Origin of the sequence: Micromonospora auratinigra, from assembly GCF_900089595.1 — a bacterium.
GTDB lineage: Bacteria > Actinomycetota > Actinomycetes > Mycobacteriales > Micromonosporaceae > Micromonospora > Micromonospora auratinigra.
Genome location: NZ_LT594323.1, coordinates 1,544,099 through 1,569,663, shown reverse-complemented (window position 1 = coordinate 1,569,663; position 25,565 = coordinate 1,544,099). Strand labels below are relative to the sequence as shown.

The 25,565-nt window shown below is 68.5% G+C and carries 30 protein-coding genes; 16 read left to right on the top strand and 14 right to left on the bottom strand.

Going from position 1 to position 25,565, the window contains the following annotated elements; translation table 11 throughout:
* Positions 1–31 precede the first annotated feature (31 nt).
* Entirely contained in the window at positions 32–682 is a 651-nt protein-coding gene (locus GA0070611_RS06935; protein ID WP_091659399.1) for a response regulator, read from the top strand.
* A gap of 72 nt (positions 683–754) precedes the next feature.
* Here GA0070611_RS06935 and GA0070611_RS06930 read toward each other — a convergent pair whose 3' ends face one another.
* Entirely contained in the window at positions 755–1,897 is a 1,143-nt protein-coding gene (locus GA0070611_RS06930) for an FAD-dependent monooxygenase (protein WP_091659395.1), read from the bottom strand.
* Positions 1,898–1,958: 61 nt separating this feature from the next.
* Between GA0070611_RS06930 and GA0070611_RS06925 the strand changes: the two genes are divergently transcribed.
* From GA0070611_RS06925 to GA0070611_RS06910, 4 genes are all read left to right on the top strand, one after another.
* On the top strand, positions 1,959–2,597 hold the full coding sequence (locus GA0070611_RS06925; protein ID WP_091659391.1) for a TetR/AcrR family transcriptional regulator: 639 nt from the start codon (positions 1,959–1,961) through the stop codon (positions 2,595–2,597).
* Positions 2,598–2,752: 155 nt separating this feature from the next.
* The gene (locus GA0070611_RS06920) at positions 2,753–3,085 is read left to right on the top strand and encodes a YciI family protein (RefSeq protein ID WP_091659387.1); all 333 of its coding nucleotides are present in this window, start codon (positions 2,753–2,755) and stop codon (positions 3,083–3,085) included.
* Positions 3,086–3,284: 199 nt separating this feature from the next.
* Positions 3,285–3,656, top strand: a complete 372-nt coding sequence (locus GA0070611_RS32480; protein WP_091659383.1) for a S1 RNA-binding domain-containing protein — start codon at positions 3,285–3,287, stop codon at positions 3,654–3,656.
* Between the two features lie 54 nt (positions 3,657–3,710).
* The gene (locus GA0070611_RS06910; protein WP_231921352.1) at positions 3,711–4,037 is read left to right on the top strand and encodes a hypothetical protein; all 327 of its coding nucleotides are present in this window, start codon (positions 3,711–3,713) and stop codon (positions 4,035–4,037) included.
* Between the two features lie 134 nt (positions 4,038–4,171).
* On the opposite strand, the gene GA0070611_RS06905 is transcribed toward GA0070611_RS06910, so the two are convergent.
* On the bottom strand, positions 4,172–4,429 hold the full coding sequence (locus GA0070611_RS06905) for a hypothetical protein (RefSeq protein ID WP_091659375.1): 258 nt from the start codon (positions 4,427–4,429) through the stop codon (positions 4,172–4,174).
* Between the two features lie 346 nt (positions 4,430–4,775).
* On the opposite strand from GA0070611_RS06905, the gene GA0070611_RS06900 reads away from it, so the two are divergent.
* Positions 4,776–6,785, top strand: coding sequence for a hypothetical protein (locus GA0070611_RS06900; protein ID WP_091659372.1), 2,010 nt, complete (start codon positions 4,776–4,778; stop codon positions 6,783–6,785).
* A gap of 30 nt (positions 6,786–6,815) precedes the next feature.
* Complete coding sequence (locus GA0070611_RS06895) at positions 6,816–7,211, top strand: hypothetical protein (RefSeq protein WP_091659369.1); 396 nt, start codon at positions 6,816–6,818, stop codon at positions 7,209–7,211.
* Between the two features lie 56 nt (positions 7,212–7,267).
* Here the strand turns inward: GA0070611_RS06895 and GA0070611_RS06890 are convergent, their stop codons facing one another.
* Both GA0070611_RS06890 and GA0070611_RS06885 read right to left on the bottom strand, forming a co-directional pair.
* Positions 7,268–7,648: a nuclear transport factor 2 family protein gene (locus GA0070611_RS06890; RefSeq protein ID WP_091659366.1), complete on the bottom strand. Its 381-nt coding sequence runs from the start codon at positions 7,646–7,648 to the stop codon at positions 7,268–7,270.
* Positions 7,649–7,843: 195 nt separating this feature from the next.
* Complete coding sequence (locus GA0070611_RS06885; RefSeq protein WP_091659362.1) at positions 7,844–10,141, bottom strand: MMPL family transporter; 2,298 nt, start codon at positions 10,139–10,141, stop codon at positions 7,844–7,846.
* Positions 10,142–10,227: 86 nt separating this feature from the next.
* Here GA0070611_RS06885 and GA0070611_RS06880 point away from each other — a divergent pair, with 86 nt between their 5' ends.
* Positions 10,228–10,827 carry a TetR/AcrR family transcriptional regulator gene (locus tag GA0070611_RS06880; RefSeq protein ID WP_091659357.1) on the top strand — a complete coding sequence of 200 codons (600 nt, stop codon included), beginning with the start codon at positions 10,228–10,230 and terminating at the stop codon, positions 10,825–10,827.
* A gap of 51 nt (positions 10,828–10,878) precedes the next feature.
* Here GA0070611_RS06880 and GA0070611_RS06875 read toward each other — a convergent pair whose 3' ends face one another.
* Entirely contained in the window at positions 10,879–11,220 is a 342-nt protein-coding gene (locus GA0070611_RS06875; RefSeq protein ID WP_091659354.1) for a MerR family transcriptional regulator, read from the bottom strand.
* A gap of 61 nt (positions 11,221–11,281) precedes the next feature.
* On the opposite strand from GA0070611_RS06875, the gene GA0070611_RS06870 reads away from it, so the two are divergent.
* Complete coding sequence (locus GA0070611_RS06870) at positions 11,282–12,346, top strand: oxidoreductase (protein WP_091659349.1); 1,065 nt, start codon at positions 11,282–11,284, stop codon at positions 12,344–12,346.
* 159 nt (positions 12,347–12,505) lie between these two features.
* Complete coding sequence (locus tag GA0070611_RS06865; protein WP_157740244.1) at positions 12,506–13,483, top strand: Vgb family protein; 978 nt, start codon at positions 12,506–12,508, stop codon at positions 13,481–13,483.
* Here the strand turns inward: GA0070611_RS06865 and yidD are convergent.
* The 4 genes from yidD to GA0070611_RS06845 all read right to left on the bottom strand — a co-directional run bounded on the left by yidD (position 13,467) and on the right by GA0070611_RS06845 (position 16,399).
* A complete protein-coding gene (gene yidD / locus GA0070611_RS32475; protein ID WP_197675966.1) occupies positions 13,467–13,931 on the bottom strand; it encodes a membrane protein insertion efficiency factor YidD in 465 nt (154 codons plus the stop codon). The genes GA0070611_RS06865 and yidD overlap by 17 nt on opposite strands.
* 238 nt (positions 13,932–14,169) lie before the next feature.
* The gene (locus GA0070611_RS06855) at positions 14,170–15,294 is read right to left on the bottom strand and encodes a flotillin family protein (protein ID WP_231921351.1); all 1,125 of its coding nucleotides are present in this window, start codon (positions 15,292–15,294) and stop codon (positions 14,170–14,172) included.
* A 32-nt stretch (positions 15,295–15,326) separates the two neighbouring features.
* The gene (locus GA0070611_RS06850; protein ID WP_091659334.1) at positions 15,327–15,560 is read right to left on the bottom strand and encodes a hypothetical protein; all 234 of its coding nucleotides are present in this window, start codon (positions 15,558–15,560) and stop codon (positions 15,327–15,329) included.
* Between the two features lie 473 nt (positions 15,561–16,033).
* Entirely contained in the window at positions 16,034–16,399 is a 366-nt protein-coding gene (locus GA0070611_RS06845; RefSeq protein ID WP_091659331.1) for a VOC family protein, read from the bottom strand.
* Positions 16,400–16,498: 99 nt separating this feature from the next.
* Between GA0070611_RS06845 and GA0070611_RS06840 the strand changes: the two genes are divergently transcribed.
* Complete coding sequence (locus GA0070611_RS06840; RefSeq protein ID WP_091659327.1) at positions 16,499–17,236, top strand: hypothetical protein; 738 nt, start codon at positions 16,499–16,501, stop codon at positions 17,234–17,236.
* 573 nt (positions 17,237–17,809) lie between these two features.
* Here the strand turns inward: GA0070611_RS06840 and GA0070611_RS06835 are convergent.
* On the bottom strand, positions 17,810–18,388 hold the full coding sequence (locus tag GA0070611_RS06835) for a suppressor of fused domain protein (protein WP_157740242.1): 579 nt from the start codon (positions 18,386–18,388) through the stop codon (positions 17,810–17,812).
* Positions 18,389–18,580: 192 nt separating this feature from the next.
* Complete coding sequence (locus GA0070611_RS06830; protein WP_091659321.1) at positions 18,581–19,198, bottom strand: DUF4240 domain-containing protein; 618 nt, start codon at positions 19,196–19,198, stop codon at positions 18,581–18,583.
* A 146-nt stretch (positions 19,199–19,344) separates the two neighbouring features.
* Here GA0070611_RS06830 and GA0070611_RS31005 point away from each other — a divergent pair, with 146 nt between their 5' ends.
* From GA0070611_RS31005 to GA0070611_RS06820, 3 genes are all read left to right on the top strand, one after another.
* The gene (locus tag GA0070611_RS31005; RefSeq protein WP_157740240.1) at positions 19,345–19,545 is read left to right on the top strand and encodes a hypothetical protein; all 201 of its coding nucleotides are present in this window, start codon (positions 19,345–19,347) and stop codon (positions 19,543–19,545) included.
* A gap of 90 nt (positions 19,546–19,635) precedes the next feature.
* Positions 19,636–20,190 carry a hypothetical protein gene (locus GA0070611_RS06825; protein ID WP_091659319.1) on the top strand — a complete coding sequence of 185 codons (555 nt, stop codon included), beginning with the start codon at positions 19,636–19,638 and terminating at the stop codon, positions 20,188–20,190.
* Between the two features lie 594 nt (positions 20,191–20,784).
* The gene (locus tag GA0070611_RS06820; RefSeq protein WP_197675865.1) at positions 20,785–21,357 is read left to right on the top strand and encodes a CbrC family protein; all 573 of its coding nucleotides are present in this window, start codon (positions 20,785–20,787) and stop codon (positions 21,355–21,357) included.
* A 168-nt stretch (positions 21,358–21,525) separates the two neighbouring features.
* Here the strand turns inward: GA0070611_RS06820 and GA0070611_RS06815 are convergent, their stop codons facing one another.
* On the bottom strand, positions 21,526–21,879 hold the full coding sequence (locus GA0070611_RS06815) for a hypothetical protein (protein ID WP_091659310.1): 354 nt from the start codon (positions 21,877–21,879) through the stop codon (positions 21,526–21,528).
* A gap of 1,298 nt (positions 21,880–23,177) precedes the next feature.
* Here GA0070611_RS06815 and GA0070611_RS31000 point away from each other — a divergent pair.
* Positions 23,178–23,594, top strand: coding sequence for a hypothetical protein (locus tag GA0070611_RS31000; RefSeq protein WP_157740238.1), 417 nt, complete (start codon positions 23,178–23,180; stop codon positions 23,592–23,594).
* A 45-nt stretch (positions 23,595–23,639) separates the two neighbouring features.
* Positions 23,640–23,936 carry a YxiG-like protein gene (locus tag GA0070611_RS32570; protein WP_456238052.1) on the top strand — a complete coding sequence of 99 codons (297 nt, stop codon included), beginning with the start codon at positions 23,640–23,642 and terminating at the stop codon, positions 23,934–23,936.
* Here the strand turns inward: GA0070611_RS32570 and GA0070611_RS06805 are convergent.
* On the bottom strand, positions 23,865–24,518 hold the full coding sequence (locus GA0070611_RS06805; RefSeq protein WP_167604407.1) for a hypothetical protein: 654 nt from the start codon (positions 24,516–24,518) through the stop codon (positions 23,865–23,867). The two genes, GA0070611_RS32570 and GA0070611_RS06805, sit on opposite strands and share 72 nt — an antisense overlap.
* Before the next feature lie 221 nt (positions 24,519–24,739).
* On the bottom strand, positions 24,740–25,558 hold the full coding sequence (locus GA0070611_RS06800) for a hypothetical protein (protein ID WP_091659302.1): 819 nt from the start codon (positions 25,556–25,558) through the stop codon (positions 24,740–24,742).
* Positions 25,559–25,565 lie beyond the last annotated feature (7 nt).

Here is a 25,565-nt window from a genome sequence, read left to right as displayed (position 1 = left end):
CGACAGCCAGGGTTGATGGGAGAATGCAGACATGTCGATCCGGGTCTTGATCTGTGATGACCAGGCGAGCATCCGAGGCGCCTTCCGCATCATCCTCGACGCGCAGCCCGACATGACGGTGGTCGGAGACGCCGCCAATGGACTCACCGCGATCGAGCAGGCGCGCCACCTGCGCCCGGACGTGGTGCTGGCCGACATCCGCATGCCGGGCGCCGACGGGCTGGAGGTCACCCGCGCGCTGGCCGGCCCGCAGGTGCCCGATCCGATGCGCGTCGTCATCGTCACGACGTTCGACCTCGACGAGTACGTGCACACCGCGCTGCGCAACGGTGCCAGCGGCTTCCTGCTCAAGCGGTCGAGCCCGACCCTGCTGGCCGAGGGTGTACGGGCAGCCCATGCCGGTGATGCCCTGATCAGCCCGCAGGTGACGATGCGGCTGCTGGGCAGTCTCCGGCTGCCGGATTCCCGCGCCACGGCGCCGGCGCAGCGGCTGACCGAGCGGGAGTCGCAGATCGCCCAGCTGATCGGTCAGGGGCAGACCAATGCGCAGATCGCCGAGGTGCTGTTCCTCTCGCCGGGCACGGTGAAGAATCACACCGCCGCGATCCAGCGCAAGCTGGGCACTCAGAACCGGGTCGGAATCGCCATCTGGGCTTACGAGAACGGTCTCGTCGCCGGTTGAGTCACGTGGTTCAGGAAGGTCCCGGCTCCCGTTCGGGGCCCCCGGGCCGAGCCGCCGGGACGGATGCCGCGATCAGTGCGCCGTGAGCGTCGGCGGGCGCCAGTCAGCGTAACGAGCCATCGACCGCAGCGCGAGCGCGGGCGGGGTCAGCCGCATGACGGCGTTGCGCGCGGCCACGGCGAGCCGGTTGTCCAGTTGCTGGCCGAAGCGACCGACCGCGCGTGATGCCTTTGCGACCTGCTGGCTGCGCGGGCGGCGCTGCCGGTCGTAGGCGACCAGGCCGTCCGGCCGGCCGGCGGAAGCGGCGAGGACGACGGCGTCCTCCAGCGCCTGGTTGGCACCCTGGCCGAGGTTCGGGGTCATCGCGTGCGCGGCGTCGCCGAGAAGGACGACCCGGCCCTTGACGTAGGTGGCGAGCGGCTCGTCGAGGCAGGCGAGGTCGTCGCGCAGGACAGTGCCGGTCGCGGCGATGAGCTGCGGGATCGGGTCGTGCCAGTCGCCGAAGCGGGCCCGGACCCGGGCCGGCTCGTCGCCGACCGGCTCGCCGGGTCGGGCGTTCACGGCCGCGAACCAGTAGACCCGGCCGTCGACGAGCGGCACCATGCCGAACTCGGCTCCGCGGTCCCAGCTGATCGCAACGACCAGTTCACCGGGCCAGACGGTCGTCACGCCGCGCCAGGCCGTCACGCCGACGTGGACCGGGGCCGCTGCCTCCGGCCAGAGCAGTCGGCGCACTGTGCTGTGGATCCCGTCGGCACCGACGACAAGGTCAGCGGTCGTCCGGACCGGGCTGCCCGCGTGTTCGTAGGCGACGTCGCCGTCCGGGGTGACGGCCGTGACGTGCGCCCCGGTGAGCACCGTTGCGGCGGGCAGGGCGCCGAGGAGGACCTCGTGCAGGGCGGCGCGGTGGATGCCGACAGCCGTGGTGCCGAGTCGGCGTTCCATCTCCGATGCCTCGACCCGGGCCAGCCAGCGGCCGTCGGACCTGCGGGTGCCGCCGGACGCGTCCGGACGCCCGCGCTCGCGCACCGACGCGCTGACGCCCAGCGCGTCGAGGCAGCGCAGCCCGTTGGCCTGCAGCACCAGGCCGGCGCCGACCGGGCGGAGGGCCGCGACCCGCTCGAGCACCGTTACCTGCCAGCCCGTGCGACGCAGCCCGATGGCCGCGCTCAGCCCGCCGATGCCGGCCCCGATGACTATTGCCGTCCGCGCCATCGCTCCTCCTTCTACAAACGTAGAAAGTCATACTACAGCCGTAGAAGGAGGTGGCGACACAGTGCCGACCGACCGATTCGCGGTCCTCACCGACGCCGCGATCAACGTGCTCGCCGACCTCGGCATGCGAGGGCTGACGCACCGCGCCGTCGACGCGCGGGCCGGGCTGCCCGAAGGCACCACGTCCGCGTACTTCCGTACCCGTAAGGCGCTCATCGAGGCGGTCGTGCGCCGCCTCGCGGACCTGGACCGGGCCGACCTGGTGGCGGGCCGACTGCCGGCCGGAGCCGACACCCCGACCGGCACCGTGGACGACCTCGACGCGCTGGCCGGGAGTATCGCCGCCGTGCTGGACCACTGGATGAGTACGGCCCGCAACCGCACGCTCGCCCGCTACGCGTGCCTGCTGGAGGCCACCCACCACCCGGAGCTGCGGACGATCCTCGCGCACGGCGAATCGTCCCGCGCCCAATCGAGGGCGATGCTGGCGGCACTCGGCGCATCCGACCCGGAGCAGGCCGGTGACCACCTCGTCGCCTGCATCGACGGCCTGCTGTTCGACCGGTTGGCCGGTGCGGGCGCCCGCACCGCACCACCGCCCGGCACAGCCCAGAACCGCGCCGACCTCGCCGTCGCCGTCGCGACCCTGCTGCGGGCGTTCGCCGGTCGGCCTCCCGCACCACGGCGGACCGGCGTATGACCGGATCAACCCGGTCACCGGGAGCGCCCGTTGTGCCGTCGTCGCCGCACCCGCGGCGCCCGGCCTGCACCGGAGCGTGCGGGCCTCGTTCCAGGCGGGGATGATTCAGGGGGATACCCCCTATCGGTCGACAACCCTGTACGAGAGGAGTTGCTGTGGCGAAGTTCGTGACCATCGGGTACGGCGACCAGGCCGGCTACGACCAGACCGACACGGCCGTACGCGACGCCGCCCATGCGCACGACGACCGCTTGCGCCAGGCCGGGGTCGACATGGGCCTCGCCGGCCAGCCCGTGCAGGTACGGAACCACGACGCGGCCCAGGTGACCACGCAGGACGGCCCCTTCATGGCCTCCGCGCTCCCGGTCGCCGGCTTCGCCGTCATCGAAGCAGCCACGCTGGCCGAGGCCATCGACATCGCGTCACGTACACCGTGCGCCGTCGCGCACGGCGTGGTCGAGGTCTGGCCGCTGCAGGAGTCGCCGTAAGCGCCAGCCATGCCTGACCGTTCACCAGCAACCTCCGCACGCTCAGCGGCAGGGGCGGGCCATCGCACGGGTGACGTACGCCGAGCTGCCGGTCACGGCGCTCACGAGGGTTCGGCGGGGCAGCTGTTCGCGTGGCACGACTCCTTGGCGGCGATCACCGCAGCCTGGAGATGTTCGGGGTCGACGCCGTGCACGTTGAGTGGATCCACACCGACGCCACCAGGATGGCATCCAGAGCCGTACATCAATATGGCCCGGCCCCAACGGTGAGGTGTTGTCCGGGCCGGTCATCAAGGTGGTGCCGTTCGGTGTCTTCGTCCACGTCGCGCCGGGCATCGCGGGACTGCTCCACGAGTCAGTTCTGACCTGGAAGCCGCGATGGGAGAAATGGCCGCCGTCAAGATCGTCGACGTGGACCGGCCGCGGCGCCAGGTGCGCTGGGCCTCGCGTCGACGCGTTGATCTGTCCCCATTGCGCGCCGCCCGAATCGCCACCGCCGTCGGCGGTCTTCAACGTCCACACAACCCACGTCGCACGGACCGCGGCAGGAGAGGATGCCGCCAAGTCCTGAGCTGCTGGTGCACGTGCGGCATGATGAGCGTTCGTGGGGCACTCCGATCCGTACGTGACTGTCACGGAGCCAACATTCGTGGCTCGGTTCCTTCTCAATCCCGACACGGACACCCAGGACTCAGTCGCTAACGTGGATGCCTTCGTCGATCTTCCCGACGGCTCCAGGTGGGCGCTCACTATCTTCACAGTCGACGAGGTCCGCCGCCTGCTTGCGAGATGGAAGAAGAGCGGAGAAGCCGCGAACGGCAGCTACTTCTGGGCAGTTGACCAGCTGATCGTGCCAGAGCCGGGCGTGTCGGCCATGACCACAGCGATCCGAGAACTCGTTCGCAGCGGGGAGATAGGAAGCGTCGGTGTCCGATGCGAGGATCCGGACTGAGGTGCCGCCCGGGCTCACCCACCTGGGGTGATGGCGCCGACGGGTACCGCGCACGTCCAGCGGCACGAGCGGATGCCGGCGTGCGCAGTAGGAGTGGACGTCTGCACCTCGCGAACGTTTCGGATGATGGCTGACTACTGTCCGACGTCCTGGTCACCGTTCAACGTCCAGGAGTACAGCCGGGTTTCCCACCCTCCCGGACAGGTCGTGCGGCTGCCGTCGCCATGTTCGATGGTGAGCCCATCTGGTTCGGTGCGGTAGCGTTCGCCGGCTCGGATGAACACAGGTTCCCGCAGCACAAGCCAGTTGCAGCGGTCGTTGCCCTGGATGTCTTCCACGAGCAGGAGCCGCTTGGCGCGCCGCCACTCGGTCCACCTCGGGTTGCTATCCATGTGGTCAGTACAGCAGTGCAGGCGCCGCGACGGTAGTGACTCGCGCACGGACCGATGGACTCGGTTCGGCATGAGCGGATGGTGCCGACCCGCGAGGCGGGCCTTCGCATGACGCGTCCTGGCTCGCCGGAGGCAACCCCGGCGTGGGCTGGGTCGGCTCATCGGCGGTACCGGTCGACTGGCGGAACTGCTGACCGCCGGACCCGTCACCCGCCGCCGTACGTGCTCCGGTCGACCGACCGCCGGCCATCGATGCCCGCCTGCGACCACGTGGACGGCCGGAAACGTGGTTCTCCGATTGACCGTTCGCTCCGTAGGATCTCCGGCGACCAAGGGGGATGAGACGGTGGGCGATTTTCAGCAGTTCGTGGCGGATGTGACGTCGCGTCTGTCCACGATGTCCAAGAACGAGTTGTACGTCGTCGGCGACGGTCTCGACCGGGACTCCCTCTGGCTCACCTTCCTCGATTCCTTTCCCGCCGGCACCAATCTGCGCTTCCGTGAGCGGTCCGAGTACGACTGCTCGACGTGCCGCGCCTTCATCAAGCACTTCGGCAATGTCGTCGAGATCCACGACGGGCGGGTCCGTACCGTCTGGTCCGGGGTGTCGGCGTCCGACCCGGTATTCTCCGTCGTCGCCGCCGCTCTGGACGAGTTCGTTCTCTCGCTGCCGTTGTCCACGGTCTTCCGGTCCGGTCAGGCACAGTACGGGACGAAGACCACCCGAACGCTGCGCGACGGTCAGGTCGAGGTGTGGCATCACCTGCACGGCCGGGTGGCGAATCGGCATCGCGTCGAGGACGTCGGCGCGGCACAGGGCACCTTCGACGCCGCGGTGCAGGTTTTCCAGCGTGGCCTGGCCGAGTTGACCCACCACGCGCTGGACACCGTCGTCGACCTCATCGACGGCAACGCCCTCTACCGCGGCGCGGAGCATCGTCAGGCGGTGACCGAGTTCCGCTCGCTGCAGAACCGGTGGACCCAGGCGACCGACCGACGTGCCTTCGTCTTCGCCAACGCCATGAACCCGGCGGCCCGGCTCCGCAACACCGTGATCGGCACCCTCGTCCAGGACCTCGGCGCGGGCGTCGACCTGGAGCAGGCGGTCCGGTCGTTCGAGGCGAAGGTGGCGCCGCAGAACTACCAGCGCCCCACGGCGTTGATCACCCCGGGCATGGTGAAGGCCGCCATGAAGACCATCGCCGAGCTGGGCATCGAGGAGTCGTTGCAGCGACGGTTCGCCCGGCTGTCCGACGTGTCGGTCACCAACGTGCTGTGGGTCGACAACGACACCCAGGCACGGATGAAGGACGGCATCGAAGGGCTGCTCATGCAGGCGGCCACCAGCCGGTCGTCAGGTGCGCTCCTTCGCGACGCGAAGCCGGAGGAGATTCCCGTGGTGTCCTTCATGAAGGACGTCCTGCCCGGTGCCGCCAGCATCGACCTGTGGGTCGCCAACTCCTACGAGCCGCACCTCGTCAGCCTCACCACCGGCCGGCATCCGGCCGCCCCGCGGTTGTTCAGGTGGGACAACGATTTCGGCTGGTCGTACGGGGGCAACGTCACCGACTCGATCAGGGAGAAGGTCAAGCGGGCCGGCGGCAACGTCACCGGCAAGCTGCGGGTGAGCCTGTCCTGGTTCAACCACGACGACCTGGACCTGCACGTGTACGAACCCAACGGCGACCACATCTGGTATCAGGAGAAGCGCAACAAGCTGGACGTCGACATGAACGCCGGCGGCACGCTCTCCCGCGAACCGGTGGAGAACGTCACCTGGACCGACCGTGTCCCCGACGGTGAGTACCGGATCGAGGTGAACCAGTACCGCAAGCGGGACAGCACCCAGGGCGGCTTCGTGATCGAGACCGAGAGTAACGGGAAGACCGAGCACTACCGCCACGAGCGCGCGGTCGGCCACAAGGAGACCGTCGAGGTGGGCCGGATGACGGTCGCCGGTGGGGTGATCACCGCTTTCCGGCCGGGTAGGGACGTGCAGCGGGGCAGTGTGGCCAGGGAGTTGTGGGGCATCACCACCGAACAGTTCGTGCCGGTGTCCACCATCATGTACTCGCCGAACTACTTCGACGACAACGAGGTCGGCAACCGGCACTACTTCTTCATCCTCAAGGGGTGCGTGAACGACCAGCCGACGCGGGGGATCTACAACGAGTTCCTCCGCAGCGACCTGCAACCGCACCGCAAGGTGTTCGAGGTGCTCGGCGACCGCACCAAGTGCGAGCCGTCTCCGGATCAGCTGTCCGGCCTCGGTTTCAGCTCCACCATCCGAAACTCCGTGGTCGCCAAGGTGACCACGACCGGCGGCCGGCGACGCCTCATCAGCATCCAGTTCTGATTCCGTACCCGACAGCGCAGAGAGGCCACTGTGACCATCTTCGAGAAGGCGACCCGGCAGAAGTTCCGCTATCCGTCGGCCAAGGGGCTGCTGACCACCGAACAGCTGTGGGAGCTTCCGTTGACCGCCAAGTCGGGCTTCAGCCTCGATGATGTGGCCAAGGCGGTCAACGCCGAGCTCAAGGCTGTCGACACCGAATCGTTCGTGGCCACCGAGGCCAATCCGGCCAAGGAGACCCTGGAGACCAAGCTGGAGGTCGTCAAGCACGTCATCGCCGTCCGTCTCGCGGAGGACCAGGCGGCGAAGGCGGCGGCGGTCAAGAAGCTGGAGAAGGAGAAGCTGCTGGCGGCCCTGGGGCGCAAGCAGGACGCGGCCCTGGAGAACCTGACCGAGGCGGAACTGCTGGCCCGGATCAACAACCTGTAGCCCGCTGGCATCGGCTCCCTTCTGCGCTCACGGGAGGAGTCGCACACAGGGTCGAGTCAGACCTGGATCTCGGTTGCCTGCGACCACACCGCTGTCCAAGTGCCGTCACGCTTCTCATAGTGGTCGGTGTGCCACGCCAGTAGTTCGACCTCGTCGGCAACTCCGACGCTCAACCGGATGCGCGCGAGGTAGCGGAGGACGATGAGGTCCGGCGACGCGCGTACCGCGATTGACGTGTCGGGTGCGAAATGAAGGTACTCGAGGCGCTTGGACGCCACGTCGCCGAGGTACGTCGCCTTCGTGTGCGTCTGACCGGCCGGCGTGATCAGCTCGTAGTCATCGGCGTGGATTCGTTCGGCCACGGACATGTCCCACTCGACGAGAGATCGAAGGCGGGCTCGCTCGAGTTCGAGGACCTGGGCCACGTCGTCGTTCATGACGACGTTCTACCGGATCCGCACCACGTCGCGGGGGCGGATGTCGGCGGCTCGCGGCATCCCGGGCGGTGGCGTCGGGCCCGGACCAGTGGGCGTCCCCGCCGGGGGCGTCACGCAGGTTCCGGCCGAGATGACGCACGGGCGGGCCGGGCGGGGTTCCACCCCCGCCCGGCCCGGCTGGACGACCGCTCGTCGTCAGTACGACTCCCGTGGTGCGCCGGGGGCGGCGTCGTCGCGGCGGTGGACGTCGATGTCTGCGGCGACAGTGGCTTCACGTGTCGATGGATTGTGCTCGGTCTGGTGGCCGGCTTCGACCGTCATGCGCGGCAGGATGCGGTCGAGCCAGCGGGGAAGCCACCAGGTGACCCTTCCGGTCAGGTGCATGAGGGCGGGTACGACGATCATGCGGATGACGAACGCGTCGAGGAGGACGGCGGCGGCCATGCCGAGGCCCATCAGCTTGATGATGCGGGAGTCGCCGAAGACGAAGGCGCCGAAGACGAAGACCATGATGGAGGCCGCCGCGACGATGACTCTCCCGGTGTCGGCATGGCCGGCGCGGACGGCGGTCGCGTTGTCTCGGGTGCGCAGCCACACTTCGTGCATCCGGCTGACCAGGAACACCTGGTAGTCCATGGAGAGCCCGAAGAGCAGGGCGAAGAGGATGACCGGGATGAACGGTTCGATCGGGCCGGCCTTGCCGAGGCCGATGAGTCCACTGCCCCAGCCCCACTGGAAGACCGCGGTGACCACGCCGAACGCGGCGGCTGCGGAGACCAGGTTGAGCACGGCGCCGACGGCGGGGACGAGCAGGCTGCGGAAGGCGAGCATGAGCAGCAGGAACGACAGGCCGATGACGACCGTGAAGAACAGCGGAAGCGCCTGGGTGATCTTGTCGGCGAAGTCGTCAAAGGTCGCGGTGGCGCCCCCGACATGGACGACAGCGCCGGCCGATGCCGCCTGCGCGGCCATGTCGGTGCGGATTCGTTCGATGAGCTGGCTGGTGGCCTCGGTCTGCGGGCTGGTGCGGGGGATGATCTGCAACACGGCAGTGGTGCCGTTCGGGCTGGGGATGGGTCCGAGCACGCTGGCTACGTTCGGGTCGGACGTGAGCTCGGCGACCAGGTCGCGCAGTGGCGGGGGCAGGGTGCCGGCAGTCGGGGGTGGGCCGGCGGGGCTCGTGCCGCCGGTCGGGGGAAGGGGCGCGGCGGACAGGTCGACCGCGACGACGAGGGGGCCGTTGGCACCGGGTCCGAAGCCTTCGGTGATCAGGTCGTAGGCGGTGCGGCTGGTGGTGCCGGTGGGGTCGTTGCCCTGGTCGGCGACGCCGAGCCGCAGGTCGAGGGTCGGCACGGCGATGATGAGCAGCGCGACGAGGCCGACCCCGGCGAGCACGACGGGGTGCCGCTGTACGGCCGTCGCCCACCTGTGGAAGAACCGGCCGGCGTGTTCCTCGGTGGTCTCGCCACGGGCGAGCGCGGCCCGGTGCCGGCGGCTGAGGATGCGGGTGCCGAGCAGGGTGAGCAGTGCGGGCAGGAGGGTGATCGAGGCGAGCACGGTGCAGGCCACCGCGATGGATGCGCCGATCGCCAGCCCGTAGAGGAACTCGACCCGGGTGGCGAAGAGGCCGAGCAGGGCGATGCAGACGGTGATGCCGGCGAAGACCACCGCCCGCCCCGAGGTGCTCAACGCGGTGGCGACGGAGTCGGCGATGCTCATTCCGGCCCGCAGGCCGGTGCGGTGCCGGTTGACGATGAACAGGGCGTAGTCGATGCCGACGCCCAAGCCGAGCAGGACGCCCAGGGTGGGCGCGACGTCGGCGATCGTCATGGTGTGGGTGAGGAGACCGACGATCGCCGTGCCGACGCCGAGAGCGGCGATCGCGGAGATGATGGGCAGCGTCATGGCCACCAGCGAGCCGAAGGCGAGCAAGAGGATCAGCGCGGCGACCGCGACCCCGATGAGCTCAGCCGGGCCGATGGTCGGCGCGGAGAGCGTCAGCACGCCCTGGCCACCCACGGCGACCGTCAGCCCGTCCCCACCGGCCGCCTCGGCCAGGTCGACTATGCGTTCGATGTCCGCTCGGGGCAGGTCGACCGCACTGCCGGCGTAGCGCACCTGCGCGTACCCGATCTGCCCGTCGGGGCTCAGTTGGGCGGTGCCCGCCGGGGTGTACGGGCTGATCACACCGGTCACCGAGGGGACCTTCGCGACCTCGGCGAGCATCGGCTCGATGCGCCGGCGTACTTGCGGATCGCTCACCGAGCCCTGGTCGGCCCTGAAGACGATGGAGTCGAAGTCCCCGGCGGCCTGTGGGAAGTCCTGCTGCAGCAGGTCCAGGGTTCGCTGGCTGTCGGTGCCGGGAAGGCTGAACGAGTTGCGGTAGTCGGTGCCGACGCCGGCCGAGGCCAGCTGGGCGCCGGCGATCGCCACGACCCACAACACCAGCACGAGAACGGGGTGACCGATGCTCCAGCGCGCCAACCTGCGCATGACGGATCTCCTTACCGAACGATCGATAGGTGGGCGGCCTACGGTACGCTATCTGCCGATCGATCGTTAGGTACGGGGGTGCGGTGATGGCCAGATCACGTTCGGGCGCGGCCCCGGACACGCGGGAACGGATCCTCGACGAGGCGCTGCGCCTGTTCGCCGAGCGCGGCTACGCCGGCGCGTCGATCCGCGACCTGGCCAAACGCCTCAACATGACCAGCGCCTCGCTCTACTACCATTTCAGTTCGAAAGAGGACATCCTCGACCAACTGCTCGCGCCGTATCTGGAGCGGATCAGCACCCTGCTGGCCGATACCGGCGACCTGGCCGATCCGGCGAACCGGCGCCGCTTCGCCTCCGCGGTGGTGGACGCGCTTGCGCAGATCGGACCCCGCTTCGTCGCCACCCTCGCCGACCCGATCATCGTCGGCCATCTCACCACCAGGCTCGATGCCAGCCGGATGCCGGACCGCATCATCGACGCCCTCACCCGGCACGTCGACGACGCCGATCGCGCGTCGGCCCGGCTGCGCGCCGCCTGCGCCGTCGGCTGCATCCCTGCCGGCATCGACGCGTGGGCGCGCGCCAACCCGGACCAGGAGGAACTCGACGAGCCCAGCAGGCAGATCCTGGTGGACGCCTTCCTCGCCGTCCTCGCCACGCCCACCAGCGTCACCGGCCGGTAGGCCACCCAAATGGGTCCGCTCTCAGGAGCGGTCCGCACCGGGTGCCGCCCGTCAGACGGCGTAGTGCTCGACCAGGTCGGCCAGGATGGTGCGGGTACGGTGCAGGACGGTGATCTGCTCCTCGACGCGGCCGAGCTCCGCGCGCAGCCGTTCGGCGAGCCAGGGCGTACGGATCGCCTCCTCGGTGATGCACGGCAACACGTCGCGGATGGTGCTGCTGGACAGGCCGGCGGCGAGCAGTGACTGGATGAGCGAGACGCGTTCGATGGCCGAGTCGGGATAGTGCCGTTGCCCGCCGGAGGTTCGCTCACTCGCCAGGAGTCCCTGCTCCTCGTAGTAGCGCAGCGAGCGGGCGCTCGCGCCGGTTGCGGTGGCCAGGTCGCCGATGCGCATGCGTGTCTCCCTCGTCACAGCACTTGCCCTTGACGTCAATGTCAGGTTTTAGCGTAACGGCATGACCGCGACGACGAGTCCCCTCGGTGCCCTGCTCGACCCGACGACCCTGGCGGGCCTGCCACTGAAGAGCCGCTTCGTGATGGCGCCGATGACCCGGCTCCGGTCCCCCGGTGGGGTGCCGACGCCCGAGGTCGCCGCCTACTACCGGCGCCGGGCGGAGAACGGCATCGGTCTGGTCATCACCGAGGGGGTGCTCGTCGGTCATCCCAGCGCGGGTCACGAGACGACCGTGCCGCGGATGACCGCCGGGCCGGCGGAAGACGGCTGGCGGCGGGTCACCGACGAGGTGCACGCCGTCGGGGGTCGCATCGCCGCGCAGCTCTGGCACCTCGGCGGCGCGCGCCAACCGGTGGACGGGATCGCGGCGTGGACCCCGTCGGGCGTGCCCGGAAACAGCCACCCGATGACCCTCACCGACATCGACGCCATCCTCGCCGCGTACCGCGACGCCGCCGGCGTGGCAGTACGGGCCGGGTTCGACGCCGTGGAGATCCACGCCGCCCACGGCTATCTGCTCGACGAGTTCCTCTGGCCGTACACCAATCGCCGCTCCGACCGCTTCGGGGGCTCGCCCGCCGCGCGCGCGGCGTTCCCGGCGGGGGTGATCCGGGCGGTCCGCACGGCGGTCCCCGCCACGATGCCGGTCATCGTACGGTTTTCCCAGTTCAAGGAGCGCGACTACGCCGCCCGGATCGCCGAGTCGCCGGCCGAACTGGCGACGATCCTCGACGCCTTCGCCACCGCCGGCGCCGACGTGTTGCACGCCTCCCAACGCACCTTCTCCACCCCGGCCTTTCCCGGGTCGCCGCGCAATCTGGCCGGCTGGGCCACGCACCTCACCGGCCTGCCGTCCATCACGGTCGGCTCGGTCGGTCTGACCCGCGACTTCCTGCGCTCCCCCGCACTGGACGATCTGCTCCGGCGGCTCGACGCCGGCGAATTCGATCTCGTCGCGCTCGGCCGCATCCTGCTCGGCAACCCGGCGTGGGTGACCCTTGCCGCAGCCGGCCGCCTCGATGACATCCACGACTACCGCAAGGCCGACGAGGAGACGTACTTCTAGTGATGCGCGGTCAGAGTGAGGCAGGCGGACACGGGGGCCGGCCGGAACAACGCGTCGCCACATCGGCTCAGTGCGGTCGTACCGATTCGGAGATTTCAGTTGAACATCGCTCCGGTTATTCGGTGTACGAAGTCGGCTGCATGCCGTAGGCAGGGATACATGCGTCGTGCCATGGTGGCGGGTCTGTCGGTCCTGCTCGCGGTGACCGGTTGCGCGTCGACGTCGACACCGGCGAGCGGGCCGGCCCGCCCCGCCACCGGCGATGCCGAGCTGCCCGCGGCCGGTAGCGTGGTCCGGCGTGTACCGGTGCCGCCCAAACCGGACGGACTGTCCGCCGGGCCGACCGGTCTCTGGGTCGGCAGCTACGGCAGCCCCGCGGTCACTCAAATCGACACCCGAACCGGCACCCCGGCCCGGACAGTGCAACTGTCCGGACTACAGATCCCGCTGTCCGTACGCGCCGACGCCACCGCTGTCTGGGCCGCCGACTACGGGACCTCGACCGTCGTGCGGATCGACCCCGCCACCGGTCGGCCCGGCACAGCCATCCCGGTCGGCTCCAGCCCGGTGGGCTTCGCCGAGGTTGCCGGTCAGGTGTGGGTGGTGAACCAAGGTGACTCGACAATCAGCGTGATCAACCCTTCGGTCGGGAAAGTCGTCCGGACAATCGCCGTGGACGGCCTCAAGGGCGGGTTCCCGGTCGCCTTCGACGGGGCCGTCTGGGTTGCCGATCTTGACGGGTCCAGTAACCAGTTGTGGCGGATCGATCCCGCGAGCGGTCGGGTCACCGCGAAGGTTCCGGTGGGTCCTCACCCGTCCGAGGTCGCCTTCGGATTCGGTTCCGGCTGGGTCACCGACCGCGACGGGCTGACCCGGTTCGACCCTTTCACCGGGTCGGTGCAGAAGCGGTTCACCAACGCGGGCCATCAGCTCGACGGCGTCGCGGTGACCACCGATTCGGTCTGGGTCGGCAGCATCGGCGACAATCAACTCGTCCGGATCGACCCGCGGCGCGACGAGGTGACCGGACGGGTGCCCGACATCAAGGGGCCGCGGCAGATTGCCGTGGTGGACGGCCAACTGTGGGTCGCCGAGTTCGGCGGCAACACCGTCCTGCAGATCACACCGACCGACTGACCATCGCGCCGCTCTCGGGGTGGCGTCCACGCTCCGCCTCCGGCCGACACCGGTCCGAGCAGCGTCTGCCGGTCCGGCAGCGCGGTCTTCCGCGTCCACCGGGCGCAGATCGCGGTGGACGGTGGCCTGGCCGCGTCAGCCACCCCAGCGGTCGCAGCGGGAAATGCAGCCTCATCGGGGCTGGTCCGGCTCGCCCCGACACCGGGTCGGCGCCTCGTGCACCGAACGGCCGGCAGCGCAGCAGTCGCCCGGCGGCGAGCCGCAGACCCATCAGCACGCCGTGCCGCTGCACGGACTCCACCGCGTAGGCGGAGCAGGTCGGGCTGAACCGGCGGCAGGGCGCGGCACGGCGGGCGCTGACCCTGCTACCCCATCCGCACCTGTCGACACGCTGCGGCCGCCGGCGACGGGGTGGGGCATCGGCTCGGACGACCTGGCCGGGTGACACCGCCGTCTCGGGGTGGTGCAACCCGGTCGGGAGCTGCGAGGTCAGAATACGATCGCGATGGCTGGTGCGGTTCTTGCAGCACCGGTCAGCGTGTCGGCTGTTGTCGACCAGTGTCCGTGTCTGCGGGGGTCTTGGTCTGGGCGCCTTGCTCGGCGAGGTGCGTGCGCATCGGCGGCTTCGGGCGCCTGCCCGCGCGGGCCCGGCAGATGCGAGGTCGGCCGGGCCCGCGTACGGATGATCAGTTGGCCCCGACCGGCGTGCCGTTCACCTCGGGCCGCTGCGCGGTCGGGCCGGTGGCCGGCGCCACCCCGGTGCGGACCGCGTCCAGCAGCGCCATGCCCTGGCCGGCCAGCGACGCGACCACGCTGCTGAGCCCCTCGGCGCCGTTGAGCACGGTGACGTTGGCGCCCTGGAGCCCGCCGGCAGCCGCGCGCAGCAGGTCGGGCAGCTGCTCGATGACCCGCTGGTCGAGGGCGATCCGGTCCTGCGCGGCGGCCGCCTCGGCGGAGAGCTTGGTGGCGTCGGCGTGCGCCTGGGCCAGGGTGCGGATCCGCTCGGCCTCGGCCTGGGCGGGGCGGATCACCTCGGCGATCAGCTCGGCCTGCCGCAGCTCGGCGTTGCGCTCGGCGACCCGGGCCCGCTCGACGAGCACCTCCTGCTGGGCGCGGGCCGCCGCCAGCGGGCCGGCCTGAGCCGCCGTCTGCTGCGCCTGGTCGATCTCGGCCTGGTACTGGGCCCGGGCGATCGCGGTCTGCCGGGCATACTCGGCCTGGTGCCGCACGCTCTCCTGCTGCGCCATGGCGCTGGCCTGGTCCGCGGCGGCCTGCGCCACCTTGGCGTCCTGGTCGACCTTGGCCTGGTGCGGCGCGGCGAGCGCGCGGATGTAGCCGACGCCCTTGTCGTCGATACTGCTGATCTGGAGCGAGTCGACGGCCAGGCCGATCCGGGCCATCTCGGTCTTGCTGGCATCCACGATGGCGTCCGCGAGGGTCTGCTGCTCGCGAATGATCGACTCGACGGTCATGCTGCCGATGATGCTGCGCAGGTGGCCACTGAAGATCCGCCCGACGAGAGTCGGCATCTGGCTCTGGTCGCCCTGGAAACGCCGGGCGGCGGCGGCGATGGACTCGTGGTCGTCGCCGACCTTGAACGCGATGACGGCCTGCACCGTCAAGGTGATGCCCTGCTTCGTGTAGCAGTCCTCGACCACCTCGGCCTCCTGCATGGCCAGCGTGAGCCGGGTGGCCCTGGAGAAGACCGGCACCACGAAGACGCCGTGACCCGTGACGATCTTGAATGGCAGCGCCTCCGCTCCCCGCTGCTTGCGTCCGCTGATGAGCAGAGCCTCGTTGGGTGCCGGCACGCGATATCCGAACACTGGACGACCCTTCTGTCCTACCGGGTGCCCTCGCCCCCGGTCACGATGGGCCATGGCTCGACGTCGACCTGGCGCGCGCCACGGTTGTTGATGATCAGTACCTCGGTGCCGGCCGGAACCGGCGTCGACGCGTACGCGAGGTAATAGTGCGCGATGCCGTCCACGACGACGCGGACCTCTCCCGGACGGTCACCGCCACGCAGCGCGTGCACCACCCGCCCGACCATGCCCACCAGCGTCCGACCGTCCACCGTGCTCCCCGCGACCGTGCGCCGACGTTCGTCCGCGCCGCCCGTGAATCATTCTCCGCCCGGGGCCGGGCAGCAGGGAAGGGCGGCCCCCTTGCTTCCTGCCCAAAGCTGCTGTACGACAGCGGGAACGCCCCCCGAAGCCCGGGTCGTGGCCTAGTGACCTGGAGCGGCGGTACAGGAATCGAAGCAGTGACCTCTTCGGTGTGAAGCGGGACGCCGCACCGCGACTCTGACCTGCGAAACCTTACTTCCAACCTGCTCCCCGTTCAGGGGCTCGCGACCGGGCTGCTGCACGAGGGCTGCGCCGGACCGTGCTGCAGGTCGATCGTCGGAAACCGGTGGCCGCTCACCCGAGCCGTCCTGATGAGTAATCTATGGGCCTGGCGGCCGCCCGGATCGCGGCTAGAAGGATGCGTCATGCCTACGACATGATCAGCGAACGCGACTCTCTCGCCGGTCGTGCCGCCGGAACGTCATTTTTGGTAATACTGCACGACGCAGAACTCATTGCTCTCCGGGTCGGCCATTACCAAAACCGCGCCTTCCGGGTAGTCGTGCCGTTCACCGGTCCACCGGCCGCCCAGCGTCCCGATCCGGTCCACCGCTTCACCGGCATCGGCGACAGCGATGTCCAAGTGCAGACGCGCCTTGCCGACCTTGGGCTCCGGTACCGGTTGGAACGTCAACACCGGCCCGCCGTCGGTGAGGATGACTCGCCGCCAGCCGGGTAGGGACTCCACCACCCGGCCGCCGAGCACTGCGGACCAGAAGTCAGCCAACGCCTGTGGGTCTTGACAATCTATCGTGACGCCGGCAAACCGGCCCAAGGTCGTCGTCATGGGCCCTAACGTAGCCGTGACGTGCGCGCGGGGGTTCGTGTGGCAAGATCCCTTCCTTCGGCCAGGCATAGGCCTCCGGCGTGCTCGAGAGGGACCACGATGACCCCTGATCCGACTGTCGTGGGCCGCCGCCTCGAGGCGGCGCTGTCGGGTGTGGCCGGGGCATTCAGAGGCATGACCGCCCATCGGCAGGAGTCCAACTGCGCGTGCCACTGGGGCAGCGCGGAGGAGCTGGAGCTACTCAAGGCGCCGGACGCGCCGCTTGACGACGACCTGCTCCGCCGCGCGTACTGGACCACAGATTGGCGCTACCCTGGGCCGCTGCTGCGTCGGATACTGCCCCAACTGACCCAGGCCCTCGTAGCGGGCCACGTAGAGCCGATGGCCGGGATGGCGAGCCTGGGACATCTGTTCACGGTCGGGCGATGGCAGGAATGGCCCGCCGGACAACAGGACGCCCTACGGGAGTTCCTGGACGCCTGGTGGCTGCATGTCCTGGTCGAGCCAGATGCCAAGGTGCCCGCCCACGAGGCCATCACGCTCCTCGCTGAGGTCACCGCGAAGCTCACCCCGTGGATGACCACCTGGGCACAGCTGCTGGCAAACACGACGGCGCGACTCCGACTGGTCACGGCTGCGGACGCGTGGATGGACGACCTACTGGGTGACAGGCTCCCCTGGGCGAGCTGCCACGACGAGGACACGTGGTGCCCCACGCTGTCACTATGGGTGCTACGGCACACGCCGGCCGCACTGCGGGAGCACGACACATCGGCTGAGCTGCACCACTATGTACGGCTGCTCGCGCTACCCTACGCCGATCGCTGGGACCGATAGTCTCCCGATCTGCCACAAACGCTCGTCGGCATCGACGTGCTGGTGCCCATCGGCCATCAGTGACCGAAGCCCGGCCCCACTCCTCCGCCTCGATCCCCCGTGCCGTCCTGGCGAGCGTGATCGCAAATCTCCTCGTGCTGATCTCACTCGTATTCTCCTCACCGGCTACAGCTCAACCGGCAACGGCTGGACAGCTGTCCTCGCGCTCTTCCTGCTCATGAACGTGACACATCACATCCTGGACCGTGTGAAGGCCCGGCTACCCGACCGGGTCGACCGGGCCAACGACCTGCTCGGCAAAGCATTGGTCGCCACCGTGGTTGCCCTGGGCGGCCTTCTCCTCGCGACCCTGATCCTCTGAAGGCTGAACTGACCGTCTCAGCCCCAGCTGGCACCATCTCGTTCACCGCCGACGGGGAAGGACGATGCGGAGATCTTCGTGGAGATCAAGACAGCACGGTTCCTCGCAGCGCTTGACCTGCCTGTACCCGACGACCTGCCGTCTGATCACACGACACCGACCAGTTCCTCCAAGCACCGGTGAGCGCGTGCATGAGGCCGCGTCGGCCTCGGTCAGACCACCGAGGCTCGTCCGGGGTCTACCGGGTCGATCATGTGTTCCTCGAGCAGGCTCTCCAAGGCCTCCAGGCCATGGGTGCGCCGGAAGTCCTTCTCGGCCTTGGTGATCGGCAGCAGCCACAGGATCCGGGCATGAGCACCGGTCCCCCATTCGCATAGCTCGAAGTCCGGCCCGAAGGGGTACGGCGGACTCACCAGGTAGTGATCACAGCTCGAGTCGTCCAGCCACGGACGACCGATCGGCACGGTGTGACCGACGTCGAGCCGCTGCCGAGGCGGACCGCAGTGGTAGTAGGCGTTCATGGTGATGCTTTCCAAGTTCTGCCAGTCATCACGCGGCGCCGCCAGAAAGAACTCCAGCCCATGGCCGTGTTCCTGGGTCGCAGCCCAGCAACCGGAGCTCACGTACAGCCACCAGCCGCCGGCGACGCGGGGGTGGATCCGGTAGACCCGGAACCCGGGAACTCGACTCTCGATCGGCCCTTCCACGCCTGCCAGCTCGTCGATCACCTGGCCGGGAAAGACGCTCCGAAGGTGCTCGAGCAGGGCAACATGCGCGGACCGATCAGACATCGAATCATGGTGCATGACAGGGCTGCCCTCGTCACCATCACCATGTAGACGCCGCAGACGATGTAGTGCTTGAGACAACGAGGATCTCTGGAGTGACCCCTATCGGCCGGATACTTTGCCGAGGAGATCTCCTGTCGCTGTGCCCTGGGGAGAAGCCCGGTGTCCATTGCTGTTGACCGCCTTATCGAGCAGCTATGGCATCAGGTGCTCAGGGATACGCCCCTCAGGCTCACCTGTCCAGCCATGGCTGAACAGTGCCCATAGGCGGGGGAATCGACGGGCTACCTCGACGGAACTCAAGCGGCGCCATTCGACATCCTCCGGGTCCGGGTCGAACCGCAGGCGGACTCCGCGCTCCTCACTGACCACATCCCGGACATCTCCGGCAATGTCGCCGCGGTCGTCGCCGACCGTGCAGGCCACGTACTCCAGAGACTCCCAGTCCGGGTAGTCGTCGTCGCACCACGGCGTCGGCAACGAGGCCAGCCGCCGCACCCGCGGCACCGTGGCGAGGCTGTCAGGGTCAGCGATCGCAGCTGAGTAGGCGTCCCGGCCGAGCCCGACGAGCCACATCTGGAAGTAGTGAAAGGAGTCGGTGCTGCACTCCCCGCCCATGAGAATGTCCGCGGCGTGCCACAGCCGGAAGGTGTTGGCCGGCTCCCGCGTCGCGGACAGGTGCTGCACGAAGTCCAACAGGTCCGACCGGTCGGCCTGCCGCAGCCGGTCCCCCAGGAACCTCTCGCGATCGCGGCGCGTCGCTCCCGGGCAGGCAGACGCCTCGACCAGCGCCCAGAACTCATCCACGTTCACCGGGCGAGCCTAGACCGAGACGACCTCCCGTCGATCCGCCGTCCGGCTGAAGCCCCTGGCGGCCATCGACACGAGCCGACTCTGACCGGCGCGTGATCAGCAGCGGATCGGGACGCTGCGCTCGTCACCCACGCACTCTGGAGTCCGTGGTCAATGGCGGTACTGAACGCGCCGTCAGCCTGCAGGACGTCTATCGCCTGACCGAGGAATCCGGCGCCCAGTCGGGCGCGCTGCTCGATGGTTCGCCGACACCGAGCGAGCGCGCAGAAGCCAAGCACACCATTCATGGCCGCCAGCCGTCCCTGGCGGTAGAGGCGCGATGCGGGAGCCCTGGTGTCGGTGGGTGAGCCGGCACGGTGACTGCGTGAGCCGGTTGGATCCGTCGCCGGCCGCTATCGGCTACCCTCCAGCCGTCCGGGCACATGCGAGGAGACCGAATGTTCGAGGTAGCGGGACTGGTAGCCACTGATGCCGGCATGCAGGTGCTCTGGAACCCCGAGCGCTTCACCTCGATCGTCGACTACGACTCGTGGGAAGACTCGCTGCTCGAAGACGAGGACCTCCTGCAGCACGTCTCGGCTGGCATGCTCGTGCCCATCAACCTGGGAGATGGCGCCTTCCAGTTCGTGGTCCGCGTCGGCGATTCCGCGCAGATCGCGGACCTGACCGGGCGTGAACGAGTGCGGCGAGTCGTCACCTCGGACCCCTACCTCATCACCTCACCCGGAGCGCTCTACCTGACCGGGTTGGAACACGTCTCGGCAGACCCAGACGAAAAAGCCCTCCACGTGACGGCACCCGCCGGCCGCTACACGGTGACTATCAACCTCATCGATTGGGAGAGCGAGCAGGACTCACGGACGCCGGCTGGAACTCCCTCACCGCACGCGTTGCCGGACTTCGTTCTCCTGTTGAACCAGGCCACATCGCCGGAACCAGTCTTCCGCCAAAGCCTGCAGACGCTCCCGCCACCGCCGGACGCTTCGGCCTAGATGTAGGCCGACCCCACCACGACCCCACCCAACAGTCGTCATAGGTGCTGCCTGATTCCGTGACTAGCATCGCCAGTCCAGGGGGCGACAGCACCGTCGAGGTCGGGGAGCAGCGAACCTGACCACTTCGGTCTTCTCTGGGAGGTCACGCCGAACCGCTCTTCTGTATCGCCGCAGGTCATGGCCCTCGACTCTGCGCAGCGTCGGTGAGCACTTCGGGCGCGGTGACCGCTTCGCCATGCTGCACCCGATCTGCTCCCACCTGCAAGGCCAGGCCATCCAGCAGCTCCTTACCGCCGCGACCTGCGCACACTCCCCCGCCAGGGAATATCGACAACCACTGACTACCGCACAAAACGCGGAGCACTCCGCGGTGAACCAGGACGCTGCACCGACCCTGACCTGCGGAAACGAGAACGTGCAGGTCGGGGTGGGTGCAGTTGGATGCTGTTCAGAGCCGTTGGACGCTGTTCAACGCCGTTCGATGCACCCGTCCGCTCCCCTCCTGCTCCCCCAATCTCGGCACGACACCGCCGGCGGTGGGCCGGCGAACACGGGCTGCTGGGGGTGACCAACAGTCGGCATGATGGGCTCGTGACCGAGCCAGTGTTTCGATACCACCCTGATCCCTTGGCCACGGGATCGGCGATGGGGGTTCAGCACACATGCAGCGTCTGCGGTCAACTGCGGCAAGTTCGGCACCAGGGACCGATCTACGGCAGACAACCCGACAGTCTCTGCCTGCACTGCATCCATTCCGGGGAGGCTTCCCCGGCACTCGGCGTCGTCGCCTGCGCCACGGATGGCAGCCACACCCTGGACATGCCCGCCCAGTTCAGCGACGCCCTCGACGTGCCTGACGAAGTGCCGCACCACGTCGTCGAGGAGATCACCCGCCGAACTCCGGGCTTCACCGGTTGGCAGCAACAGTCATGGCTGTACCACTGCGGCGACGGCTGCGCCTTTCTCGGCCCGGCCGGCTACCACGACGTGCAACCTCACCCGGACGCCCTCAATATGCTTCGCGTGAGCCACCGGCAGTACGGCTGGTCACCCGAGGAAACCGAACAGTTCCTGCACCGGCTCGACCGCAACGCCGACCCCACCGCTTACCTGTTCCAATGCCTGCACTGCGGCACTCACCTCGCGTCCTGGGATATCGGCTAGCTCGTCAGCGCTTGCTGGCCAGCGCTCAGCGTCGGTGCCATCGAGGTGGGACGGTGACGGTGGGGTACGCCGCGCGATGGACTGTGTGCTGGTTGCGGTACAACTCGCGGCCCCGGCCGGTGATGCGGTATCTGTCCGGGCACGCCTTGGAGCGACCGCGACGTGCACTCAGCGCGGTACATCGCGGATGATCGCCACCACCAACAGGAGCAGCGGTGTGGCGGCGAGGGTTCCGCGGATGACAGGCCAGCCGATTTTGCCCCATTTGCGCGGAAAGATTGGAAAGAGCCAGAGCAGGATCAGACCCGTGATCAGGGTGACGAGTAGTAAGGGCGCGCCGACCGTGACCCCGAAAATCATCATCTTGTCCCACGGTGAGTCGTCATAGCGAACCCGTTCGTGAGACTGCTGGTTCAGGACGACGATGTAGGCGGTGATGACCATCAGGTGCCAGCCGAACAGGACCAGGAATGCGGGGACCGGGTCCCGCTTAGCGGTATCATGTGTGTCGATCTGTGGCATGCGGTTCCTCCCCAGTAGGCAGCCAATCGTCACTGCTCTATCACTAGCAGTAGGGCCTGAGGTAGTCCAGGCCGCTGACGGGAGGTCACGCCGAACCGCTCTTCTGGTATCGCCGCAGGTCATGGCCCTCGACTCCGCGCAGTGTCGGTGAGCACTTCGGGCACGGTGACCACTTCGCCAAGCTGGACCCAATTTGCTCCCGCCTGCAAGGCCAGGCCATCCAGCAGTCCCTTCCCGCCGTGACCTGCGCACACCCTCCCACCAGGGGGTATCGACAGCCACTGATAACCGCGCGAAACGCGGAGCACTCCGCGGTGAAACAGGACGCCGCACCGACTCTGACCTGCGGGAACGAGAGCGCGCAGGTCGCCGTGAGTGCAACTCAAGTCCGTTCAAGGCCGTTGGACGCTGTTCGGCACCGTTCAGTGCGCCCCTCTGCTCCCTACCCGCTCCCCAAATCTCAGCTATGAGAGCACGGACAGCCGATCGGTGGGCATGGCCACACACTCGTGCAGGACGGCACCCGCGTGGCACCCCACGCGCAGTGTCCTTCCTGAGCCAGGAGCCGGTCGATCAGCGGCGGCTCGGGCTACCGCCCTCTCTTCCGGCGAGCGATACAGCGACCTGATCGAACACAGCGACCGCAAGATCTAGATGCGCGACGGTACCCGACAGTGGTAAATCCAGATGCGACCCGCCGGCGGCCTGGCTCTTTGCCATCTGCGGCGGCCGCAACTGGCGCACATCCCGTAGCGTCGATGGCATGACGACGGTGGTGGTGTCCCTCGCGGTGCTCGTGGTGTTATTGCTTGCGGTCGTTGTCCTCGTTACTCGGCGAGACCGCTCGAAGCTCTCGTCGGATGAGGATTCGGCTGCGGTCCGCCAGGCGAGTGCCGACCAGCATAGGCATGAGGCAGAGCGCCACTTCGTCTCGGGCATCGCAGAGAGACATCGGAATCCGCCTAGCACGTAGGGCAGTTTCGTGCGATCCGAGCGGCACCCCTACTTTTGTCGGCGCCATCCTGCCTGCCGCCGACCCCCCGTCTGTTGAGCGGACCTCCGCCCGGTCCGCCAGGTCAAGCGGACCTTGACGCACGTATGGACGCTGCCGGAGCAGATTGAGCCAACTCCGCAGGTCGGGGTACGTGCAGTTGAATGCCGCTCAATGCCGTTGCGCGCCGTTCGACGCCGTTCAGTGCACCCGTCTGCTCCCGTCCCGCTCCCCCAGTCTCGGCGCTACACCGCCGGCGGTTGACCGGCGGCAGCGGTACCTGCTACCCGTTGCTACCGTCCTGGCCGTGCGACGCAACATGCATGGGTTGGCGGGCGCGTTGGCCGTTGGGCTCGGAGGGCTGTCGGGTTGGGCAACGGCCGGTGCGGGCGGCTCGATGGACCGTGCTCCTGGCGCTGCCGTCATCATGGTCGCCAGCCTCGGCGGTTCAGGATTGGCAGTTGGAACGATTGCGGCTTTCCGCAAGCGGGCGACCTGGTGGGCGGTCCTTGTGCTGCTCGGCTTCTACACCGGCACTTGGCTGAACTCGGCGTACCACAGCGCCGTCGGGGATGCCCTCGTCCTGATCCTCGCTGCCGTCCCAACCTGCATCGGAACCGTGCTCGGGCTCGCGGCCGGCCGATACGTCGCTGCTCGACGCAGCGATGCGCACCTCAACCCGAAGGAGAATCGTGGATGCGGCGACCCTCAAACAGGCCCTTGATGACGTCTTCGACCAGGCGCTGGTGTACCACGGGTTCACGACTACATGCGCGACTACGAGGTCATTGTCCATGCCACCGCGGATCCCTGCACCGGGATAGCGCCGGTCTACCTGCGTTACCTGTTCAGGTACTGCGTCGAGGCGCGCGGCCCTCAGCGGGATCGGACGCAAAGACCGCGCGTCGGCCGGCGTGGGCGTCGGCCGCACCACGCCCTGCTCAGCTGCGTAACGAGCACCGCGGGGCAGATGCGGACGCTCGTCGGCGAGCTGCTATCGCCACGCTGCGGCACATACCTCTATCCAAGCGGCGAGGTCGGGCACATGGTCGATCGTGAGCAGTGAGTACGGCGGAGAGCCCGCCAGAGGCGTGACATTGGCAAAGGCGTGATCTGGCGCGAAGAGGAGGAGTCGTTCGTCGTCGCGGTGCGCCAACGTGAGGTTACCGTTGCCCTCCACGGCCACGGCGTTGTACTCATCGGGGTTGATGGGGATCTCGACGCCGTGGTCTTCCCACAGCCACGCGTAGTCGGCGAGCACGCCGGCGACTGGTACGTGCGCCGCGTCTACCGTGAGCACCTCGTTCTGGTTGATCCACCAGCTGTCGGGCTCGCGGAACCGTTCGACGATCCCGCCGCACAGCCTCCAAAAGCTTCTGTGAGTCGACGTGACGCAGTCGCTGTCCACGTCGCGAGGGGGACGGCAGAGCCACCCCCGTCGATCATCTGACGGCCCCCAGGCCAGCAACTCGAAGGCATTGCCACCGACAAAGACAGGCGTAAGCTCCGCGGAGCCGAGCAGCGCGGAAAGCTCAGGCAGCCCGTCGACTGATCCGCGGGTCCATGGCCGCGCCTCGCCTACCACCACGCTCTCCCCCGCGGGTAGGAACCACGTGACCTCGTGCAGGAACTGATCCCAGTCGCTCATCACCGCGATGATTCTGCTAGGACCACCCTGCCCACCAGCCAATGAGCCGAACGCCTACTCAACAACAGTGGAAGACTCACCGGCCAACACGGCCCGCGGACACTTTCCAGCCTTCGTCGATGTGCCGCCGCGCGAGCCGGCTGTTGCCGGCGTTGCCGTCGACGAGCACTCGGCCGGCGCTGCGGGCCGAACCTCGCCGTTCGTCGTCGGTCTCTAGAGGGTCATCGGTGGGCGTTCGGAGCACCAAGGTCGATCGTCGGCGTGGCGTGTGCGGTAGAGAGCGTAAACACTCGGTCGAGACCTGCGCGCAGTGCTGCCAGTTCGGCCCGATCCAGCCGTAGCCGGACGGTGAGCGCCGGCGAACGTAGACCAAGTTCCTCGGTTGCCCTCTCGGTGAGTCGCACGCGTAGTGAACCACGGGCCAGTCGCAGCGCAAGCAGTCCGTTAAAACTGGGCGCATGTTCCTCGGTGAGCAGGCACAGGCCCTCGTCGTCGTCCGGGTCGTACTGCTCATGGCTCGGATCGCAGGCCTGGAACTCCAGACTGCGCGGCGTGTCGTCCCCATCGCGGCCGGCCAGCAGCACCGTGAGGACACCCTGCTCCTCGATCACCTGCACCTCTGTCGCGGTGAAACCGTTCCGGAAGGGTCGTACCAACTGGGCGGCCACTCGACGAAGAGCAGTTGGGCGCTTGCCCGGCCCGTGAACCGGACCACTTTCCGCGAGAAGGGTGGCCCGCACGATCTCCACCGCCAGGTCGGGCCGGCAGTACGTCAACTCGCTCACCCCGTACTGGCCGGCAAACCGGAGGACCGCTGTGCCGGAGCCCCCGGTCGGGCCGTAACCCTGCCACCAGACGGTAAGCGGTTCAGCCAACGCGACCAGCGGTCCGACCTCGTCGGCAGCGAGCAGCAGAAGCGGCCCGAACTGCGTCACAGCGACGCCGTTCTCCCGCGCCAGCGGCGTCACCGCACCCAGCACGTCGGCGGGATCCACTCGCTCGCCGTTGACCACAACGCTGACCGCGATCCCCACCGGCACCCCGGCA

Bases quoted from the DNA above. Each gene is read 5' to 3' on its own strand.
- GA0070611_RS06865 (WP_157740244.1), top strand. From the start codon at position 12,506: ATGCGTCGTGCCATGGTGGCGGGTCTGTCGGTCCTGCTCGCGGTGACC.
- GA0070611_RS32570 (WP_456238052.1), top strand. From the start codon at position 23,640: ATGCGCGACTACGAGGTCATTGTCCATGCCACCGCGGATCCCTGCACC.
- GA0070611_RS06905 (WP_091659375.1), bottom strand. From the start codon at position 4,429: ATGGATAGCAACCCGAGGTGGACCGAGTGGCGGCGCGCCAAGCGGCTC.
- GA0070611_RS06840 (WP_091659327.1), top strand. From the start codon at position 16,499: ATGACCCCTGATCCGACTGTCGTGGGCCGCCGCCTCGAGGCGGCGCTG.
- GA0070611_RS06935 (WP_091659399.1), top strand. From the start codon at position 32: ATGTCGATCCGGGTCTTGATCTGTGATGACCAGGCGAGCATCCGAGGC.
- GA0070611_RS06825 (WP_091659319.1), top strand. From the start codon at position 19,636: ATGTTCGAGGTAGCGGGACTGGTAGCCACTGATGCCGGCATGCAGGTG.
- GA0070611_RS06845 (WP_091659331.1), bottom strand. From the start codon at position 16,399: ATGACGACGACCTTGGGCCGGTTTGCCGGCGTCACGATAGATTGTCAA.
- GA0070611_RS06890 (WP_091659366.1), bottom strand. From the start codon at position 7,648: ATGAACGACGACGTGGCCCAGGTCCTCGAACTCGAGCGAGCCCGCCTT.
- GA0070611_RS06885 (WP_091659362.1), bottom strand. From the start codon at position 10,141: ATGCGCAGGTTGGCGCGCTGGAGCATCGGTCACCCCGTTCTCGTGCTG.
- GA0070611_RS06815 (WP_091659310.1), bottom strand. From the start codon at position 21,879: ATGCCACAGATCGACACACATGATACCGCTAAGCGGGACCCGGTCCCC.
- GA0070611_RS06870 (WP_091659349.1), top strand. From the start codon at position 11,282: ATGACCGCGACGACGAGTCCCCTCGGTGCCCTGCTCGACCCGACGACC.
- GA0070611_RS06880 (WP_091659357.1), top strand. From the start codon at position 10,228: ATGGCCAGATCACGTTCGGGCGCGGCCCCGGACACGCGGGAACGGATC.
- GA0070611_RS06875 (WP_091659354.1), bottom strand. From the start codon at position 11,220: ATGCGCATCGGCGACCTGGCCACCGCAACCGGCGCGAGCGCCCGCTCG.
- GA0070611_RS06930 (WP_091659395.1), bottom strand. From the start codon at position 1,897: ATGGCGCGGACGGCAATAGTCATCGGGGCCGGCATCGGCGGGCTGAGC.
- GA0070611_RS06805 (WP_167604407.1), bottom strand. From the start codon at position 24,518: ATGAGCGACTGGGATCAGTTCCTGCACGAGGTCACGTGGTTCCTACCC.
- GA0070611_RS06835 (WP_157740242.1), bottom strand. From the start codon at position 18,388: ATGTCTGATCGGTCCGCGCATGTTGCCCTGCTCGAGCACCTTCGGAGC.